A 20,555-nucleotide genomic window follows, 5' to 3' on the forward strand; every position below is an offset into this window, starting at 1 on the left:
CCCTTCGACAATTTGCTACTTACTATTCTATCAGAGAAACGTTATGACACACAGAAAAAATCCCTTAACTGATTTTACTCAGTCAAGGGATTCAGTCTGCTCGGCACCATTGATTAATAATCGTTAATAGACAACTCCGTCTCAACAGGTTGCTGGATAATTTGTAAGGCAGCTTCTTCGTTATTGACGATCGGGAAAATTTTATCGCATTGGGAAATTGAGAATAACTTGCGGACAAAATCGTCAACGATAATGATGGCGATTTTCTCGTTTTTTAAAGATACTTTTTTTGCAAAATTGACGATCATACCGAACCCTGTACTATCGATATTTTGTACTTTGCTCATATCCAAGATGAAGCTCCGTCCTTCTTTAAACGGTGTACTATGCAGTCGTTTTTTCATCTCTTCAATTAAGGTGTACTGTAAATAGCCCGAAAACTCAAGTGCTACATACGTATCTTTTTCCAGCACTTGCAATGCTGCTGTTTTCTGTTCCATAGTAACTGCCCCCATTACATTTTAAATTTATTTACTTCTTCACGTAAGCGGTCGGCTACTTCCGCTAAACTAGTTGTATTGTCAGTCATTTCCGCCACTGTCGCATACTGTTCTTCAGATGAAGCAGCAATTTGCTCTGTCGCTGCTGCAGACTCTTCAATAACCGCAGAAATCGTATAGATTGCATCTTGGACATTATGTGAATTGGAATTCACATTAAAGAACGCATCTTTTATTTGCACGACACCCGACTCCGTCACGCTTACTTTCTCCACTATATGCTTCAGCGCTTCTCCGCCTTGATTAATAATGACCACTTGTTCTTCCACTGCAGTTAAATTGCTTTCCATCGTCCGTACGGTCACCGATGTCTCGGCTTGAATATCCGTAATCAGATCTGTGATTTGCTGGGCAGCAGCTGTTGATTGTTCAGCTAGTTTACGGACTTCTGCCGCAACGACCGCAAAACCTTTACCGTGTTCACCGGCTCGTGCCGCTTCAATTGCAGCGTTCAGCGCCAGTAAATTGGTCTGTTCCGAAATTTCGGTAATGACAGTAATAATCCCACCGATTTCTTCTGATCGCATACCTAATTTTTGAATTGAATCGGTCGCATAGCTTACCGTTTCTGTTACCGTGCTTAAATGTTCTATCGCTTTACTAATCGCCTGCTCTCCTTCAAGCGCAATGACAGTAGATTGTTGTGCATTCAGTAAGCTGTGCTCGACATTTTCTAAATTACTTTCCACTTGAGCAAGCGTATCACGCATCATACCTGTGATTTTTTCTGCTTGTTCAGATTGGATCGTCACACCCGCCGCAATTTCATTCATCGTTGAAGCAATTTGACTTGCCGCTTCATTTGTCTGCTGGGATGATTCCGCTAGTGTAACAGAAGAATTAGCAATTTCATTGGCGTTTCGGGCAACATTTTGCACTGTTTCCGTTAACTGCTTTTTCATATTACGGAATGCCGCTGACAGTTCCGCAATTTCGTCCGTTCCTTTCGCTTCATAAAGTGCGACGTTCAAATTCAAATCGGCTAATTCATTCGCATTGTCACGCAAATGATTGATTGGCTGAATAATCATGCGCCGGATGATCAGGCTTGTGATAAGAATGAAAAGTAGCGCAAGGACTAGCGAAATTACAATAGTCTGCGTGGCAGAAGAAGCCGCAATTTTTATATAAGGGGCTGTAGGAACCGCCACCGCGAAAATCCCAATCACTTCTCCATTTTTATCAACGATCGGATCATATGCGGATTGATAAGGCGTACCAAGAACATCTGCAGTACCGACAAAACGTTCTTTTTTTCCGAGTACAACAGCTCCTACATCATCTGCAACTTTCGTCCCTAAACGCCGCTCCCCATTTTCGATAATATTTGTGGTAATCCGTGTATCCCCCTGAAAAATCGACATCGTATTGCCGTCTGTCAATTCTTCCAACTGATCGGGGATATCGAACGCTTCATTCATATCCATTTTACCTTTATATAAGGAACCATTTGTAATAGACCAGTCGCCCGGCACGGAACTATCTAACAACTCTATGCTTAGCTGCAAATCGGACAGTAATTTAGCCTCTGCCGCTTTCAATAAATTCTCTTTTGTGGCGAAATAATTCAGACCGCTTAAAATACCCGAAAGCAGTAAAATCGCTAGTAAGATGACTAAGTTTATCTTTTTCCCGATCGACCATTTCATTTACTTTTCCTCCGAAATTACTAATTTTTTCTTCACACCGACTAAAAACTGTACGTCAGATAATTGTTCAAACCACACCTGATCGACCATATGCTGAATGAACATAAAGCCGCGCCCTCGCTCACAATAACTATCATTGTTCGCACTTGCATCCAACACCGTCGGCCACTGCTCTTTAGGTATTCCTTCTGCATAATCGGTCACCGTAATATATAATTGTTTATCTTCATCACGCACGTACACTTCAATCGGTTCCTTCCGTCCATCCCTTTCCATCGCCTCTACTGCATTAATGACAAGCTCATGCGTCACAAAACAAATTTCTCTGGCGCATGGGATCGTATACAACTCAGTATACGTCTCCATTAATTGATCGATTAACTCTATTGACTGTCGGTTCGGTTTGATCGTGAATGTAAATTCCATAAGCAGTTCCCTCACTTATAATGCTGTTGTTATTGAAACAACTGTAATATCATCTTCCAATGGTAAATGGGACAATCCGTTCTCTTCCGTTAACTTCCGCAACATTAGGTCACCGTTTTGTGAACTATACGAATGAAAAAAGCTCCAGTCGATTTTCTGGTCAGGATATAACGTCAACAACCCATCCGTATATAAAATAATCCGATGCCAACCCGTCAAACGGATACTTTTCGCTTGCACTTGAATTGTCGGAAATAGCCCAAGAATAGGAGAATTCGCATGCATCATGACTGTTTCTCCGTATTTCCCAAACATGACCCCCTCGGGATGTGAAGCATTTACATACCGCAACATACCGTTCTTTTTATCAATGATTACATAGATAGCTGTCACTAAAAACGAATCCAAACCATCTGTATAAAACAGCTCATAAATTTTCCGGTTCACTTCTTTTATCACACGCACAGGATCAATCAACCGTACGATAATATCCTTTAGCAACGAACGAATGGACATCGTAACGAGCGCCGCCGGAACCCCGTGTCCCATCACATCAAAAAGCATCACGGCGGTTAAATCTTCATCCAGCTGAAACCAGCAGTACATATCCCCACCTAGTGATTGGGATGTGAAATACATACCATCCACTTCGATATGTGGTAGCATCAACCTTTTCGTCAATGCACTTTTTTGCACGTTTTTTGCAATTGCCAAATCTGTGTTCAACTGAACCTCATGCTCTTTTCGTTTCTTCGTTTCCTCATAAAATTTCAGCGCAATCCCTACACGCGTCTTTAGTTGAATAAAATCAAAAGGCTTCAGGATAAAATCAAATATCCCCACATCCAGCAACCGTTCAAAAATAACCGGCTTCTCATAAGACGTCGACAACAAAATCGGTACATCCCGCCAAATCTTCAGTGCTTCAATTTCACGGCAATGCGCATCACAATTATCCAAATTTAAATTTGCATCATAAATGATGAGCCTAACTTCTTCTTCTGGCGCCAAATGCTTGTACTGAATAGCTGTATACGCACTCTGGAATACATGAACGGTATACAGTTCCAACTGTTGCAAGTTCTTTTGAATTTTTAGGACATCGTTCTCAACATCACCAATAATTATAATCGCCATTCACCGATTGCTCCTCATAATTAGTGATTTACTGATTCAAATTGATTATACGATAAGACTGTGTAGAAAGATATAGACGGTTTCTTTTTACCCTATCGAGTAGATGTAGAATATGGCCTAGATTAGTGGAAAATCAAATGATTGGAACTTGGCAAAGTAACGCAGAAAAAAGCCTTCCAATCGTTTTCACGATTAGAAGACTTCCATCTTCGTTCTTTCAACCTTTTTCTAGCGGGAGCTCTATGCCGGACACAGATTCTCTCCCTATTACTCCAAAATGAAGATCACCGTATTAGGGTTCCGAATCAAATAACTTGAACTATCGCCGTTTAAATTTAAAGGAATTGAATTGTGCGAGGATCTGGTACCCTCTTTAGTTTTCTATTCAATAAACCTAATATAATCAGCATTCACTCCACCAGCACCATTAGTAGCAAATGCAAAATGGATATATTGACCTTTTTCACCTGAGATATTGATCGTTTTTACATCCCAAGAAGTCCAGCCTCCAGTTGCAGTAAAATCTTCTAAATTGCCACCTTGATATAGAGAAGCATAGTCATTCGTAACATTAAGATAATACTGTCCCCCAACTTTTGCTGCATATCTAATTTCAATACTTGTAAGTCTTTGGTAGCTTCTACAATAAAACCAGAATTGATGTTATTATTTTTCCCTAAGAATCCATCGCCAGTATACCCGGAATGATTAGATTCAATGACTGTATTCCCCATTCTTATAGAGTTTGCAGAATACCCCAAATCAAGAAGCGTTATCATTTATAAATCTGGGCATGAAAAAAGAGCAAAACGTATAGTCTTGCTCCCCCGCAAATGGAATATTTGGATTCAGGCATGAACTACGCCTTCCAGCGGTCTATATTACATCGCCAGTTGTAATTAGGTACTGAAGCGCCTTTGGCAAGACACTATTCTTGATAAGTTGTTCATTTCCCCTAAAATACAACGAGCTTCTTCTACGAATCTCATCGTCCACTTGTTCTGCAACTTTAATTGTTTGTCGCTCACAGGCAGCGTCAATTACATCGCATTCTACAAAGCGATTCTTTTTATTTCCATGAATCAACATGAAATCAAATAGGACTTTTCCCTGTTCTAAGCTCACAACGTTATTTAGCTTCGCCAAATCACTGAGGGAGCTGCGAAAACTTGTTGCAATTAACAAGTAGTCGTATGGGCCGTTATTAAGTTGTATTACATTGAAATCAGCCACAATAAACCACCTTCTCCCTCAGTTATTTTATGCGGTAAGATATGTATATGTGCGTTCAATCATGTTAATCACGTCATATACAATCCGGTCTGCCTCGAGCTTACTTTCTAAGATGACAGTGGTGTAAAGGATTTGATCGGTATGGAACAATTGATGTCGATTTTTATTGAAATAATTATAAACCTCTTCTAAAACTTCCTTGCTTTTAGAGTTTGTTAGTTCATCGGCAGTTTTTTTTCTTAAAACAAAGGAATCCGTCTGTTTCTTATAATTAAAATGCGTACCGCTTTGTGACCCAAATGTATGGGTAATCACGATATCTTCCATGCTAAACAATTGCATTAAATATCCTTCTAATGAACGTAATGCTGGGAAAGCATAGCAAGCATAATCTTCAATTTCATCACTTAACTTCATTGTCGCACTCATGGATGTTGTACCATTATTTTTGTTATAAAAATTCAAAGTGCAAGGCTTTTCAGGAACAGGATCCTTGTGCGATAATTCCTCGATTTCATTTTTTTGTATAGGCTTCTTTAGCAAGCTTATCTGCCAAGTCATTGAATTCATTACCCGAATGGCTTTTCACTTTTACAAATCGAATCTGCAGATCTTTTTTTATCCCATCATAATAGTTCTTATAATTAATAGTGCCCGGCTTAGTCGCTTTCCATTCACCTGTACACCATTTTGCAATTCCTTCATAATCGTAGTGGAGCGAAAGGGTCTTGGCACCTTGTTCAATCGAAAATGCCATCGCCTTTTCCGCCCCTTTGATTTCCCCAGCAACATTTCTCATCGAAACAAGCTCAGGATCATTAAATTTTTCGTTAAAATGGAGTTGTTCTCCTTCGTAGAAGATCACTGCTCCATAAGAAAATTCATTGCTCTCCTTATTGAAACTACCATCCACATAAGCTACGACATCAGAATCAACTTCATCTACTTGGTCTTTTATGACTTCATCTTCTTGGACGCCATGCAGATAGTTTTCAGCTTCTGCTTTATTTATAAAACTTTTATATTCAGCACCTGGATAGCCATGCACATTTTGTTTGCACTCATCCCATGTAGTGAAGATTCCAGTTTTCTTTCCCTGTTTTACTGCGTAGTATTTTTTTGCCACGTTAATCACCACTCCTGTAAGCGCATATTTATAAGTATTACCCTACGAAGAAGTGCCCTACAGAATGGAGATTTAGGTAAATCTATCACTAAACGAAATAAACAACCAGTTTCTATTCAAGAAAACCAGTTGTTCAGGCACATGGGGTTACGAGAATCTATTAAATCGTATTTCAGTCTTTACAAGACTACAGGAAATCTCATCTGTTTGCAATGTAAACACGTCTTGTTGCTTACAACATGATCATACACCGAATCCTTTTTTCATTCCGAATGCCGGGGCCAGCGCCATAGAATTGCGTGTGTACCTGGTACCCTCGGTGCATAGGTAACGTTGTGGGTGCTTGGTACCTTATGTTACTGGAATATTTGCCCGCCCGCACAATTTACTGTTGTTCCATTTAGCATCGTTGCACCCGTCGTGAGCGCAAAAATAATGACATCTGCAATCTCTTCAGGTTCCGCTGCAATATTCGGTCCTGTTGACGCGATTAACTTCGCAAAACGCTCTTCTGTTAAATGACTAGAAGGGTTTACACCAATTGTAGTGTTCATTGTGTTTGGTGCGACACCAACCGCGCGAATATTCATTTCTTGATAATCTTGTCCAATTGATTTCGTCAAGGCAGCTAACGCATGTTTTGATGCTGAATAAAGTCCGTTAAATGCAGTGGGTTTAAAACTGTTTGACGAAACGGTATTAACAATATGGCCGCCACCATTTTCCAGCATCACTGGAATGACGTATTTCAAACCGAGGAATGCACCTTGTAAATTAACGCCCATTAACCGATTGTATTCGTCCATATTGTATTCATGAAGTAGTCTCATCGGCACCATTATCCCTGCGTTATTCACAAATAAATCAATGGTTCCAAACTTTTTAACTGCTTCATTGACATAGTTTTGTACATCTTCTTCTTTTGAAACATCCGCAGTGACAAAAATCGCTTCGGCACCTTTTTCAATCACTGTTGCTAATGTGTCATTCCCTGCATCTTCATTAAAATCTACAAGTACTAGTCGATAACCTTGTTCTGCCAGTTTGAGTGCTGTTTCACGTCCCAAACCCGTTGCACAACCCGTAATGACAACTACTTTATTTTCAGACATTTCCCCATCTCCTAACTATCCATTATTTTCTACTACATTTATATTTTACTATTATTCTAACTACGTTGAAAGTTTTTTCCTTTTTATCAACAACTATCTTTTCTTATAGTGCCTGGCACCGATTGTATGGGGATCTGGTACCCGATCTGTAGAACTTCAATCGTTATATATTACACCTTAGGGTAAAGTGAACTTCCAACATATAGAGGCCGTCTAATCACCTTCATGATCAGAAGACCTCAGCAATGTCTTGAATGAGTTGTGTATATATTTTCAGAAGCCTCGTATCGCCTTTATATCACTTTTTATTCAGCACAATGGAACCGTCGTGCGCATAAAATTTAACTTCATATTGATCATATAACGTTTGCGCAGTAAACAGATAATACTTCCATTCATCATATGAGCCTGTTCGCTGATTATATATTCTTTCTATTCCTGTTGAAATATATTCTGTTCGGGCATCTTCGAAATAGCTAGTCTGTAAATACTCATGTATCTGATCTACTGATGGATTGATCGGTGAATCTACAAATGATTCTCCATCGACAGCATCTAATAACCACTTCTGACCTACCTTTACAAACGTATATATTTCATTAGCGCCTGAACTTAATCCGCGGTTCGGTATAACTGTTTTCAATACTAGTCTTGTAGAGCTCGACTCGATGATTTCAAATTTCAATGCTGTGGATACAGGTTCTGCAAACAACAGGATGTCTATAGTCGGATGCATCCATTCTTCATAATAACGTCTTAGTTCTTCTAAATAAGTAGGCGTGACTAGCGCCTTCAAATCATTTTCAATATAAGAAAAATCTCTGTAAGCATCATTGACAATTTCTGCTGTTTCAAAAACCTTTCTTATAGCTGGTCCTATCGATTCGACCATCTTTTTCTTTTCATCTAGAAAAGCTGGGTCTGCAATTCTAACCGGAACAATCACTTTTACTATGGCATCCCGATCATTATTATATGTAACGGTAATGAAGGTTTGGTCACCAGTTTTTGCATTTGCTCTTGCGTGTACTTTACCAAGATAATTAACCGTAGCCACATTCAAATGTTCCACCTTTACCTTTACATTACTGTCTGGCAGCATCAGAGGATGTATTTCTTTCTTATAATCAACTCCGCTAATTCCTAATTCGGCCGTCTCGCCTGGCGCTAACACAAGGGGGTCTGCTATCAATTCCTCAAAACTGCACGTGGATCTCTGTCGATATGGGATAGTGAGAAATGGATATGTTATATCCCAAAATGTATTTTTCTTCGATCCTATGCGTGCGGATGATTCAAAATATATTTCACCTTTTTCACTAAAACATACTCGATCTTTGTCAATTTCACCAGCTGTTTTAACTTTATAACCGCCCGTAACGTCTATACCGCCAAGTGTAAACTGCAGAGCTTCGGCGTTTACATTTAGACCTATACCAAGTTGAGCTTCCGCTTCACCTTTCATCGATAGAAAATCAACGGACAAATCACTAGTAGAGCGATTGAAACGAGCATAGTCCCCTCCCTCTTTCTTCACACCAAGGTTATAAGAGCTATCACCAACAATTTCAAATTCAATTACTATTTTTCCGCTTGCCCCATAACTTATAAAAAATTGAATCTCGGCGCCTGCCAATCCGTATGCCTTGATAGGAATCGACACGCCAAGCGGAATTTTCAACGGTACTGTTTTAGAACTCTTCAATTCAAATTCTACGTTCATCTCATTTTTCAATCCGCTGTCTACTTCCAGCCAATTCAACGTGAATCCCTTAAAATCAAAATTTACAACGGGTTTGATGAGTTGGATCTTCCCACCAAGTGTGATCGCCCCAAATTCCTTTCCTTCAGGAATTAATTGAACGTCACTATACTCCACATAAGGATTTCCATTTTCACTTCCGATTTCAATTTTACCTATCGAATGATCCACAGGATTTTCAACTTCAAAAGTACGTCTTTCTCCTTTATTTACTACAGTTGACACATTGGAATAAACTTCAGGATCTAGTTTGAAATCATCTGCTGTAATGGTTAACACGCTCGAAATATCAATATCCTTTATGACATCTTCTAACTTGGGCTCCTTAGTGATTAAAACAGTATTATTCCTTTCATATATGACATTGACAATTTCTTTTGACCAGCCAAAAGGATATTGTTCAGTTTTAGGAAAAATAACAATATCCCCATTCGTTACTTTCTTTAGTACGTCAGGTAGACCCTTAAAAACAAATCTATCCCTTTCATAATTCAAATCTCCTAATGACTGCACGATATTATTAGGTAAACTTGTCACTCGCTCTTGATAAGTTATGGTATCTTCACGATCTTCACGCGGTACAAAGACATTCGACTGATCGGGCTGTTTACTTGTATGAAACTTCATTTTGACAGGAGTGCTTAATAATCTACGCTTTGCAGAAGATACTTCATGCGCAACAAATAACGTATAAGAAGCATTCGGACGATAGCCTTCTTTAGGTGGCTGTATCCTTACTTTATTTCCGTTATCTATTAATACAGCGGTCGTCTGAACTACTTGACCCACTTCATCTGTTACGTATATATGTGTATTGGTAATAGATGAAATTTCAACATCCTCGCTGAACGTAATAATCCACTCTTTGTTTATTGGAACATTATTCTGATCCGGCAAAGTCTTCCAATCCGTTTCAGCTTGTACAGTGTGATGAGCACCGATCATGCTATTCATACATACAATAGAAACTAACAGTATAAAGATGACTATAGACTTTTGCCTAACGAATCGTCGCAAAAAATCCCCTCCTATTCATTTTAAAACACCATTACGATCTGACACTTGCTTATCAACCTACGTCAAAGCAGAAAAAGCCTACCGACCGTTTTCACGATTATGATGCGCTCTCTAGTTGTAGAACTTTTACTGTCAGACTAGCGGCTTAGCCTTTTAGATCCGCAACTGTGTTTTGGTATCCTACAAGCAAGGCGCTTCCTCAGTAATCCTCAGCGCTTCATGTTTGTTCTGCAACATAGAGTCCATACTCTTCACGGCCGGCCGCGCTTTCAGAATTGCGATGAAGTACGGAGCGAGCCAGTCTTCCACGTATTTTTCTTTATCGCCGACTTTATACATTTCTTTCAGCCGCTTTAGCAATTCCTTTGTGAATATATAATCCGCAATAAAGTTCACTTCCTGCTGTGTGAATGCCAATTCTTCGGCAGAGTGTGCCGGATATCCTGCCTTTTAGAATATCATAGATAGTGCCACCAACATACCACCCTTTAGAATGAATTTATCTTTAAGCTCCGATACCGCAATTCTTTCTAACAAACGTTCAAGCATCAAAAGTCGGAGACAATTTCTGCAGAGTGGCTTTCAAGTACTCATTATTCATCCGGATCTCATCCGCTGTAAACATTAAATGATTTAGATGAGGAACTTCTGCGTCAGTACAGCAAAGCAGTAGGATATGAAGGTGATGACTTGACACAACCGCTATACGCCCGCGGATTCATAAACCCTATGGAGGATGACAGCATACAAGTTACTGCTGCTGCTGCATTGCTTTTTGCAAAATATCCGATGCGTTTCTTCCCTAATTCAAGAATCCGCTTCATAAGGTACGAAGGAAGCAGAGAAGAAGTCGGAACTGCTATGAATATCATAAAGCAAAGTACTATCGAGGGACCGCTTCCTGTTATGCTTGAGCAAGCTAAAAAATTTATTTCGTCGCAACTACGTGATTTCACTAGCTTAGACCCGTTATCTGGAAAGTTTGCAACCGTTCCGGAGTACCCTGAGTTTGCATGGTTAGAAGGAGTTGTAAATGCTGTTACACACCGTGCTTATAATATTATGGGCGATGATATCAAAATTAAAATGTTTGATGATCGATTGGAAATTAGCAGTCCAGGTCGTTTTCCCCACATCGTCAATCGGGACAATATTAAGCAAGTTCGATACTCAAGAAACTCACGCATAGCTAGGGCTTTAACTGACTTTCGTTGGGTTAGGGAACTCGGTGAAGGTGTCAAACGGATGTATAAAGAGATGGAGGATTTCTTTTTAGATGCTCCCGAATACACGGAATCGGAAAGCTCCGTTATCCTAACGTTGAAAAACAACGTTGTAATGAGACGAATTAGAAAAGAAGAACGAATCAGCTCTCTAATATCGCCTGCCTGGGATGACTTGAATGATTATGAAAAGATGGCAATCGAGATTGTATATAACAGAGGAAGAATTACAACAAACCAATTACACCAATTTTCGGGTAGAAGCAAAAACTTCTGTACAAAAACACTTAAAGAACTTTGTGAGAAAGAGATTTTGACTCATATTAGTACATCGCCCACTGATCCAAACCAGTATTATACTTTGAAGTAAATAGAACTCTGAACACCTTTTGGTATAAAATATTTATCAAAAACCGACGCTTAAGCTTCGTATGTATGTTCAGCTTCGCAAATCTGCATCTAAGCTTCGCACAGTTTCGACATAAATTCAGTACAAAGTGACGGGAACCTGCGTTTTTACAAGGTAGCTTCGCATAGGCTATTTTGAGCTTCGCAGGACTTCGAAGCAGCTTCGCAATTTAGCATCTGAGCTTCGCATAGTTTTTAGCGGAAATTCAATGAAAATTGATGGGAACTCGCGTTTTTATCAAGCTTCTTTGCATAAATCAATTTGAGCTTCGCAGGACTTGAAGGCAGCTTCGCAAATTATCACCTAAGCTTCGCACAACTTTAAAGGCCAATTCCACGAAGTTTGACGATAATCCGTACTTTTATCGAGCAGCTTCACACAACTCAATTTGAACTTCGCAGGACTTGACTACAGTATTGAAAAATCTAAAGACTTTTCTTTACAATACTCCATATAAAAGGCTGTTATACTTAAAAATCAACAGCCTTTTTAATCATTTCACTACATATAAAAAAGCATTCACCTTTTAGCAGATGCTCAATACTCATTTGGATTCTTAGCCATGTCTTCTCTTAGTTTCTCTTTAAGTGACTCGTCCACTTCATATTTGAATTCAATTTTATCACCAGTAATTTTATAGAATTTGTTAGTCGTAATCGTATCAAGTTTTAGCTTCTTATGATAATATAAGTACCCTATAATAATTTCGTTTCTAATAGCATTTTCAATATCTACTTTCATTATAGTGGATTCAAGAAAGCGATCAGACGATTTATCGGCCTTCTGCTCATGATAAATCAATACCTCATACATGCTAAGAAGCGTTAAGAGTTCTTTAGAGGCAAGTCCGATGTTCACTGAATTAAGTATTTTTAAAAACTCATCACGATTTAGGTTTAATGCGGTTTCTTCAGAAATAGTAACTTCCGTGCCGCTTTTTCCACCGAAAGAAGTACTCTCATTTCTTTTAACGTTCTTCAATTCGATAATCGGTGTTTCTTTACCTTATCTAAATGATAACTCGATCATACAGGAAGGTGCTCTCATAATATATGCATTATTTGATTACGGGCTTACCAAACGAGAAAAAGCCCCTCGACTGATTTCTCAATCGTAGGACAATTTCTTTAGCATCAACTACCATTGTCGGAATAGTGTATGAATTGTGTGTGTACCTGGTACCTTCTTTTAATCTTTCCACCCGCTATACGTTGCAACCTAGGCTCGGTCGCTCGACCTGGTACCGTCTTTTTAAGTGTTAACGTATGTTGACAAACAGAAAGAAGCCATCCAATCGTTTCCACGATCAAAAGGCTTCCTTCTTGTATCCTCATTTATATACTTGAATTGTGTTCGAATTGTGTGTACCTGGTACCCTATCTTTAGCCTTGTAAAAATCATGAAACCTAGCTGAATAGAAAAAGCCATCCAGAGTAATCTTAGTAATTTCTGTCCGGATGGGCTCTTTGAAGTCCACAGTAGCATGTATGTTCAAAACTCAGGTAACTCTCCCAAATTATCTTTCTTAATCTTATTAGAATCCGTTCTTAAGTAATTTTTATTATCAATCACTACAACTTCAACTTTAGCTCCATTTTTCCATTTACTATCTTCTTGATAAATAGTGTTAAAAGAAGTTCCCTTTAGGATAGCGTCTACAACCGATTGCCTCGGATAAGCCTTACCTACCTCAACATTATCACCGCTATCTTCATGGATAAACAAATCGGTGATATAATTATGATTTTCGTCATATCTGACCTTCGAAATTAGATAGTCCGCCCATTTTTTGCTCATAAGTTTTCACCTCACTCTCTTTCTCTACTAATTGATTCGTGTGAACCGTGATAAAGGATTAATTGTGTGGGAACCTGGTACTCTATCCTACCGTGCACCTTAACCTAAAAGTATCAGCTATGCATGTGGATCTGGATACAGGAGAAGTTACAACCGACTTTCCATTCTATGAGGACTAAGCTTAAACACGGCTCAGTCCTTTTTTGCTTCTATTAAATTAATCGTTCAGCAAAATATCTTTGATCCGATTAAGTTCTTTTTTACAAGAATTTAAATAAGGCAGGTAGACAGCTCTATCTGTTTCTCTCAAATTCACTTCTGAAATCGAATTATCGCAACCGTCCAGACATTCATCAATCAACTTAAGCGCAGCACTTTTATCATTTTTTAGAACTTTCCATCCCTCTGGCGTAATTCCAATAGGTATAGCAGCAACTACTGTTTCCAAATCTGACATATCACTCACCACCCTTCCCAACCATTCTACCAAATCAAAAAAGAAAGAACCAACCCGAAGGCCAGTCCTTTCTTGTGATCTACTCAAATGGTTAAGTGGATTATAATTGTGTGGGGACCTGGTACCCTATCTAATTATTTTATTAGCAAATCGTTCCGCTAATTCTTTCGCATCCTTATCACTGACTTCTTTATCGAGGAGTAGTGTACCTACAGCTGTATCGTCTTGCTCGTACACTTGGCCATCTATAACGCCTTTCTCTTCTTGCACTTTTTTCGTCAATGCCTCATTCTGTTTGATGTTAGACGTCGCATCGTCTTTGTTTTCATTCACTTGCTCTACAGGTGCTTTTTCTTTCGTTGCGTCAGACTCTTCCTTATCACCGGAACAACCTGCAATAAGCATGACAGAAGCAAGTGACGCTGCTAATAATTTCATTTTCATAGCGTTCATACTATCATGATGAACTGCTCCTATTGTAACAAAAAGGGTTCAACGTCAAATGTTGGGGTGACTCATAATCCACGTCACCCTAAATGAACCCCGATTTCTTTATACTTTATAGTTAATAAGATTTTCGCTCTAAAGTGATCGAAACGTCGATAGCCATAGGCATTGCGTTTCATCACTTTTGTTTTATTGTTAATCCCCTCTAAAAAGCCATTTGAATAAGGGAAGATAAAACTGTTTAAGATCTCCACTTGCCAGTTCTTAAAGGTCTTAATGGCCTTTAATAAGGCGGGCAGTTGAGCCTCTTCCACCTTCTGATAAAATGCTTCTAGCTGCTCTTTCACTTCTGCTACATCTTCTGCTGTCTTTGCCCAATCGAACCACGCGCAATAAGCTTCTTTTAATTCATACGCTTGTCGAAGCTCCTCTGACATCCCCAAATAGCGTTCCAGATACCAACGTTCTTTATCCGTTAATTTCTCTTTTCGCTTATACAATACATGCCGCATCCGTTTACACTTTTTTCGATCATAGGCATGCCATTCTTTCTGCACTTTCCGGCGAACCTCGTCCAATGCCCAATAGATATAACGACAATAATGGAAGCGGTCTGCGACAATGACAGGACGTCCCAATGCTTTCTTTACCGCGGCTTTAAAGCTAGGATTCATGTCTATCACGACCAATTCTACATCCTCGCCATACTGACGAAGGTAATTTTGAATCGTTTCTTTCCGGCGGTTTGGAAGGATCTCCAACGGTTCACGCGTTTCGGCATTTGCGATAATGAGCTGGAATTTCCCTGCATCCGTGTCCCCTTTATATTCGTCGATCGCAATGGCTTTGGGTAGACGAACCCCTTCGACCATTTCGTTTTTCGCAATCCGTTGAAAGCGCCGAATGATGGTGGAACTAGAGCTTCCTAACACTTCGCCAGCTTCTTTAAATGTTTTCGCCTTAACTGATCGTACTTGCGCGACTTGATTCCATTCTTTGGAGAAACGTTGGTATTTGTCGACGAAAGGCGCATGTTCAGAAAAACGTTTCCCACACGCACAAACATACCGACGTCTTTTGTAAAACAGGCAGGTTAGCCGTTCGAACCATTTAAGAGGCTTAATTTTCTGCATGCGATAGTCATGGATCTTTGACGTGAGTGCACCGCAGCTAGGGCAATGATGGGCTTTTTTAGGCATCGATACATACAGCACGGTACGATCCCCAATTTCTTCTATCTTTTCAATCAGTACCTCTTCAAATCCTGGAATATTCATGTTAAAATTCATATGCACGTATCACCTTTCGCTTTTACTTGTATTTCGACAATTCAAGTATAAAAGAAATTGGTGATCACGTGCATTTTTTTATGCAAATTGTACGGATACCCCAACAAATATTATAGAACCGAATAAGAAAAGCCCCCTAACCGATTGCTCGATTAGAGGACTCACTTCATTCATCGATGATTCTAACTGATTGTCAGAATAGTGTCCGAATTGTGTGGTGCACAGACACCGTTTAATCGTGTCGTGCACAGGCACTGTTTGATAAATTACTGAGGTAGTTCTCCTGTTACGCGATATTTTTCGACCCACTCTAAACTTTCCAACATATCAAGTGTCATTGTACCATTTGTGTTCTTACCTTGATTACTGTAAAAAGCTGCTACGTTATCATCACAATCACCTTTGTGAAGTACCAAACCTTTTTCAAAATCGCCATTTCCAGATCTTATCTTTAGAACCAATCCATCTCTAAGCTTTTCGATTGGCTGTTTACAAAACTCACAATAATACATATTAGTTACCTCTTAAGCTCTTCATTATTCAGGAGAACTCCTTTAGTATCATTCCCTATTACTAGTATTATAAACCAGCCAACCATCCCGAAGGATAGTTGGCTGGTTTATTTAACTGCTTTTCACGTATTCAGAATAGTGTCCGAATTGTGTGGTGCACAGGCACCCTTTACTACAGACACCGTTTACTACTTCTTTCTTTTACTTAGTTCGTTGCACTACCAGTACTCTCGTATAATAATTCATCATCTTTATCATAGCGAGCAAATGTCACGTCAGTACCACCCTTTACTGTACTAAAGCTAATAACATGCTCTTTACCATCTGCTCTCATTGCTGTGTAAGTTACAGGCTGGATTAAGCCTTCAAGGACAGATCCTGTAATTGCAGCATTGATTATAGCTGGTAGGTCTGAACGGTTAGTTGCCGCAGATGTATTAATCGTTAATGTTAGCGGAGTAGTTTCTAACGCATCAGAGTATACAATCTTGATCTGATCCGCTAAACCACCGAGATAAGTATTACTAGTAGCGAAATTATGATTCGATGCTCCAATAAGTACTTGATTTACTACGTTAACTGTACCTGCATCCGACTCTAGTGATGCTGTAGTATTGTAATGACCTGTCACTGTTACAGTATACGTGTCTCCACCGTTAAGTCCATCTACAACTAGACCACTTGTAGCGTTAGGTATAGTTTGAACTAGATCATTGCTTGAATCATATACCTTCACTGTATATCCAGTAGCATATGTTAATGGATTCCACGTTACTTTGATTTTTCCATCATTATTTTGACCGTTTGATAGTCCGTCACCTGGGACGTCTGTTGCTGCAACATTCGCTACTTTTTGTGTAGCAAAGAAATCTTCTACTGTTAACGAACCTTTAATCGGTGAGAATGGTTCTGTCGATGCATTTTTTGCAAAGTCAAATGCTCCGTCAGCTGTGATTGTGTTAGTTGTTACTAAGCTGTTACCACCACTAATTGTTAAGACTACTTTGTTCGGTGAAGCTGCATTGTGTTCAACACCTGTTACTGCTGCAGTTGTACCACCAGCAAATGTGAAGTCTCCATTAACTAACGAACCAAATGTACCGTCGTTTTTAGCTGTCACTGCTTCAGAGAACGTCAGTGTAATTTTATCTTTACCAGCGTTTAATTCAGCACTTGTAATAACTGGGGCTGCTTTATCAATAACTTTATCAGGGTTAATTAAAAGTGAACCATTTGCTGTTGTTACTTTTAATCCTTTTATTGATGTACCAGCGATTTCATTAGTGCCTACGCTACCTGTTGCAGTAGGATTATCAGCTTTAAAAGTAAGTGTTGTTCCAGTCTGATCTGTTCCAGCAACAAACTTCTTACCATTTACTAAGATGTAATCAGTTGCTTTTACAGTTGCAGGAGATGCTGTCATTACTTCAATCTCATCAATGTCACCATCAGAATCTGAATCTAAAGCTGTAGTATTAATAACTGCCGCACCACCAACCAGTGTTGCTTTATCTGCGTTCACGTATAGTGCTTCGAATTTTCCTGAACCAGTTAATCCATCATTGTCAGCTGCTGATATTCCAGTAGAATGAGTTAACTCAAACTGTACAGGCTGATTTGAGCTTAGTTTTGTACCATCTGCTGCTTCAAAGTTAGATGCAATTGACATGTTTGTAGTAAATGCTGTTGCTCCACCTATTCCATCCCAAGCACCTTTAGGCATCTTGATCGTTACGCCGTCCCAAGCATCTGTTACGCCGTCAATACCAACGGAAATATCAGAACCTTCTGGAAGGTCATAACCACGGAATTTATAGTTAGTTGTCGCATCTACACCGTTTGCTGTGTATGCTTTCATTTCTTTTGTGAATTTCACATATAGATAATCATGAGTTCCATTTGATGCATTATTATCAAATGCTGCCCAAGCAACTTTTGTATCTGTAACTGCTGCTGCAGATTCTGCAACTGTTACTTTCTTGCTGATTGTTGCAGATGTGTTACCATGATCGTCTGAAATTTGCTCGATATAAAGTGTCCATGTACCTGCTTCTAAATCGGTCCGCGGTTTTACTACGAAGCTTTGATCGTCTGCAGCCAATTCAATCGGATCACCAAGTACTACTTTATCGCCTTTTACGAAACGGAATGTTGAGCGTGGTACACCAGCTGTATTACCATAAGCTGCTCCAGCTGAGTTTTGCTCAAGATTTGGTGTTACTGGTTTTGAAATCGCTGTTCCATCTGCATTTACTAACTGAACAGGTTCATCCATTTCAACATATACGTATTTACCGCTTGCGTTATTTTCCAACGCTGTAATTCCACGGAACTCAGCTTTTGGTGCTTTTTCAAATAAGTCAACAGCGTTTTTAATTTCTGGGGATTGACCATCATAAGAAATCGATACGTCTTTTACTGATTCCGCCATTTTCACGCCTGTTGCAGATTCAACATTATCTAACACTACTTTGAATGGATTCAACCCAGACTTCCAGTAGTTATCTTTATCATTTGCGCTTCCTTTTAATGCTACAGACCAGTCGCGGTTAAATTCAACTAATAAGTGTTTAACGCCTGACAATGTTGCAGTAGTAGCTAATTGACCTGCAGAAGTTGCCACACCATTTTCATCAATTACTGTCACAATGTAGTCATTAGCATCAGTAGTTGCGTTCATCTTAAGTGGAACTTTAGTTGATGCTGCATAGCCTTCTTTTGTATAGATTTTTAATGCATCTGAAATATTTTTCCCTGTTACTGTATCTACAGGACGGTCAAAAGTGATTAACCATTGTTCTGGAGATTGTGCCACTACTGTTGCTGCTGGTACTGCTGTATCAGCTTTAACAGTTAACGGGAATGTTTGTGTTGTTACTGTGTTCGCTGGGCTATCCGTATGACCCGCAAGGTCACCGATTTTAGAAATCTGGATACCATGTGAACCTGCTGTTAGTTTAAAGTCTTTGTGAAGTGTAATATAGATATTACTACGGTTATCTACTGCTGGTGATTTAGTTGCATCGTACTCACCTACATAGAGTGATGTCACTAGGATTTCATTATTATCTTTCGCAGTAGTGACATCTGCTGTTGTTACTGTCGCAGGGTTAATCAAGCGCAGCTTTTTACCGTCAATTGTGATGTTTTCGTTTGTTTCATTTAATGCTGAAGTTTCAGTTAAGCCTTGTGCCAACGCTTCTGAAGCACGAACAGTAATTGTAATATTGCTATCTTCGCCTTTAGCATCTTTAGCGTCTACACCATAGATGAATGGTTTTGTAACGTCAGAAGCCATGAATGTAAGATCAGAACTGTTGACTACTAGGTCCGTGATATTATTATTGATTCTAATTGTGTGATTGACGTTATCGCGTAAGAAGTTACCTTCTGAGTCTACATCACCAGTAAAATTAGCATCGATCATTTCAAAATTCTCTGGACCCGTTCCTACTCCTGGTGCAATCGAACCCTTAAAGTCTGTGTCAAGTACAAACATGAGTGTATCTTCTGTCACATTGTAAGCATCAACGATTTTAAGGTTGTGGTAATTCCCGCCTGCGCCTTTATATTGAATACCATAAGTAGCGCCTGCCCAAGCATTTGCACCTTTTGCAGTTACGACTTTCTTATAGTCTTCTGCTGATACTTTACCAGAGAATTTCACGAAGAAGCGATCCCCTTGGTCAGCGCCTGCCGATACAGCAGAAACCATTGTTGTCGTTCCTGTACCTTTACCATCTGGAGTAAAGTTTACAACTAATGCGCCCGTTAAGCCAACATACTCTTTTGCACCTGGTGCACTTGCAACTGTTGCGTTAACTATAGCAGTTTGGCTAGTTGGTGATGAAATTGAACGAAGTTGTGTTGATGCTGAACCATTTACAAGAGCTACTTGTGGTTGTGATAACGAACCTAGAGTAGTTGTGAATTGGACTTGAGCATCTTTTACAACTGCTTCTCCAGTTGCTTTCTCAATGATTTGAGCTGTAAGCATTGTTGCAGAAGCACCGTCTGATTTGATTGTGTTGTTGTTATCTTTAGCATCGGAAGTAATTACTAGATCAAAAAGCTCATTAATTGCTGGTACTTTCACAAGTTCTGTGTGTGCTGGACTACCAACAGTTACAGTTGTTGAATCACCATATGATAAGCCAGCAACGGTGATTGTTGCTACTTTACCAGATGCAGTTACTGATTCAACAGTACCTTTGCTTAGGCTGAAGTTAGCTACAGCAAGATCAGCTGGTTTTGGATCTTTGTTGAATGTTACTTGGATTGTAGTAGTGTTAATCGCCTTTAACATTTACTAAGTTAAAGCCATAAAATTGGGTGAATTCTATCTACCTCCCCTATACAATCCGCCTATCATTGAATTTCCTATCAATCATATAGCAAG

18 protein-coding genes are annotated in these 20,555 nt (G+C 39.4%); 1 reads left to right on the top strand and 17 read right to left on the bottom strand.

Annotation, left to right across the window (positions count from 1 at the left end; translation table 11 throughout):
• Positions 1 to 113 precede the first annotated feature (113 nt).
• The 10 genes from ORD22_RS08075 to ORD22_RS08120 form a co-directional block, all read right to left on the bottom strand.
• Positions 114 to 500: an STAS domain-containing protein gene (locus ORD22_RS08075; RefSeq protein WP_317645422.1), complete on the bottom strand. Its 387-nt coding sequence runs from the start codon at positions 498 to 500 to the stop codon at positions 114 to 116.
• A gap of 14 nt (positions 501 to 514) precedes the next feature.
• Complete coding sequence (locus ORD22_RS08080) at positions 515 to 2,209, bottom strand: methyl-accepting chemotaxis protein (RefSeq protein ID WP_317645423.1); 1,695 nt, start codon at positions 2,207 to 2,209, stop codon at positions 515 to 517.
• Positions 2,210 to 2,635: an ATP-binding protein gene (locus ORD22_RS08085; protein ID WP_317645424.1), complete on the bottom strand. Its 426-nt coding sequence runs from the start codon at positions 2,633 to 2,635 to the stop codon at positions 2,210 to 2,212. It lies immediately after the preceding gene.
• 15 nt (positions 2,636 to 2,650) lie between these two features.
• Entirely contained in the window at positions 2,651 to 3,772 is a 1,122-nt protein-coding gene (locus ORD22_RS08090) for a SpoIIE family protein phosphatase (RefSeq protein WP_317645425.1), read from the bottom strand.
• An 876-nt stretch (positions 3,773 to 4,648) separates the two neighbouring features.
• Positions 4,649 to 5,005 (bottom strand): type II toxin-antitoxin system RnlB family antitoxin, encoded by a 357-nt coding sequence (locus ORD22_RS08095; RefSeq protein ID WP_317645426.1) that lies wholly within the window; start codon positions 5,003 to 5,005, stop codon positions 4,649 to 4,651.
• Positions 5,006 to 5,032: 27 nt separating this feature from the next.
• Positions 5,033 to 5,566: an RNase LS family HEPN domain-containing protein gene (locus ORD22_RS08100; RefSeq protein ID WP_317645427.1), complete on the bottom strand. Its 534-nt coding sequence runs from the start codon at positions 5,564 to 5,566 to the stop codon at positions 5,033 to 5,035.
• Positions 5,520 to 6,131, bottom strand: a complete 612-nt coding sequence (locus ORD22_RS08105; RefSeq protein ID WP_317645428.1) for a ribonuclease H1 domain-containing protein — start codon at positions 6,129 to 6,131, stop codon at positions 5,520 to 5,522. Before ORD22_RS08105 ends, ORD22_RS08100 begins: the two co-directional genes overlap by 47 nt.
• A 356-nt stretch (positions 6,132 to 6,487) precedes the next feature.
• Positions 6,488 to 7,243, bottom strand: a complete 756-nt coding sequence (locus tag ORD22_RS08110; RefSeq protein WP_317645429.1) for an SDR family NAD(P)-dependent oxidoreductase — start codon at positions 7,241 to 7,243, stop codon at positions 6,488 to 6,490.
• Positions 7,244 to 7,541: 298 nt separating this feature from the next.
• Positions 7,542 to 10,022 carry an Ig-like domain-containing domain gene (locus tag ORD22_RS08115; RefSeq protein ID WP_317645430.1) on the bottom strand — a complete coding sequence of 827 codons (2,481 nt, stop codon included), beginning with the start codon at positions 10,020 to 10,022 and terminating at the stop codon, positions 7,542 to 7,544.
• Positions 10,023 to 10,202: 180 nt separating this feature from the next.
• The gene (locus ORD22_RS08120; protein WP_317645431.1) at positions 10,203 to 10,439 is read right to left on the bottom strand and encodes a hypothetical protein; all 237 of its coding nucleotides are present in this window, start codon (positions 10,437 to 10,439) and stop codon (positions 10,203 to 10,205) included.
• Between the two features lie 312 nt (positions 10,440 to 10,751).
• On the opposite strand from ORD22_RS08120, the gene ORD22_RS08125 reads away from it, so the two are divergent.
• Positions 10,752 to 11,615, top strand: coding sequence for an ATP-binding protein (locus ORD22_RS08125; protein WP_317645432.1), 864 nt, complete (start codon positions 10,752 to 10,754; stop codon positions 11,613 to 11,615).
• A gap of 576 nt (positions 11,616 to 12,191) precedes the next feature.
• Here ORD22_RS08125 and ORD22_RS08130 read toward each other — a convergent pair.
• The 7 genes from ORD22_RS08130 to ORD22_RS08160 form a co-directional block, all read right to left on the bottom strand.
• Positions 12,192 to 12,635 carry a hypothetical protein gene (locus tag ORD22_RS08130; RefSeq protein ID WP_317645434.1) on the bottom strand — a complete coding sequence of 148 codons (444 nt, stop codon included), beginning with the start codon at positions 12,633 to 12,635 and terminating at the stop codon, positions 12,192 to 12,194.
• Between the two features lie 510 nt (positions 12,636 to 13,145).
• The gene (locus ORD22_RS08135; RefSeq protein ID WP_317645435.1) at positions 13,146 to 13,451 is read right to left on the bottom strand and encodes a DUF3892 domain-containing protein; all 306 of its coding nucleotides are present in this window, start codon (positions 13,449 to 13,451) and stop codon (positions 13,146 to 13,148) included.
• A gap of 217 nt (positions 13,452 to 13,668) precedes the next feature.
• Positions 13,669 to 13,941, bottom strand: coding sequence for a hypothetical protein (locus ORD22_RS08140; RefSeq protein WP_317645436.1), 273 nt, complete (start codon positions 13,939 to 13,941; stop codon positions 13,669 to 13,671).
• Positions 13,942 to 14,034: 93 nt separating this feature from the next.
• Entirely contained in the window at positions 14,035 to 14,352 is a 318-nt protein-coding gene (locus ORD22_RS08145) for a hypothetical protein (RefSeq protein ID WP_317645437.1), read from the bottom strand.
• 83 nt (positions 14,353 to 14,435) lie between these two features.
• Positions 14,436 to 15,650, bottom strand: a complete 1,215-nt coding sequence (locus ORD22_RS08150; RefSeq protein WP_317645438.1) for an ISL3 family transposase — start codon at positions 15,648 to 15,650, stop codon at positions 14,436 to 14,438.
• 260 nt (positions 15,651 to 15,910) lie between these two features.
• On the bottom strand, positions 15,911 to 16,156 hold the full coding sequence (locus ORD22_RS08155) for a hypothetical protein (protein WP_317645439.1): 246 nt from the start codon (positions 16,154 to 16,156) through the stop codon (positions 15,911 to 15,913).
• Positions 16,157 to 16,361: 205 nt separating this feature from the next.
• Positions 16,362 to 20,462: a hypothetical protein gene (locus tag ORD22_RS08160; RefSeq protein WP_317645440.1), complete on the bottom strand. Its 4,101-nt coding sequence runs from the start codon at positions 20,460 to 20,462 to the stop codon at positions 16,362 to 16,364.
• Positions 20,463 to 20,555 lie beyond the last annotated feature (93 nt).

It is taken from the genome of Sporosarcina sp. GW1-11 (assembly GCF_033088395.1).
In the GTDB taxonomy this organism is placed as follows: domain Bacteria; phylum Bacillota; class Bacilli; order Bacillales_A; family Planococcaceae; genus Sporosarcina.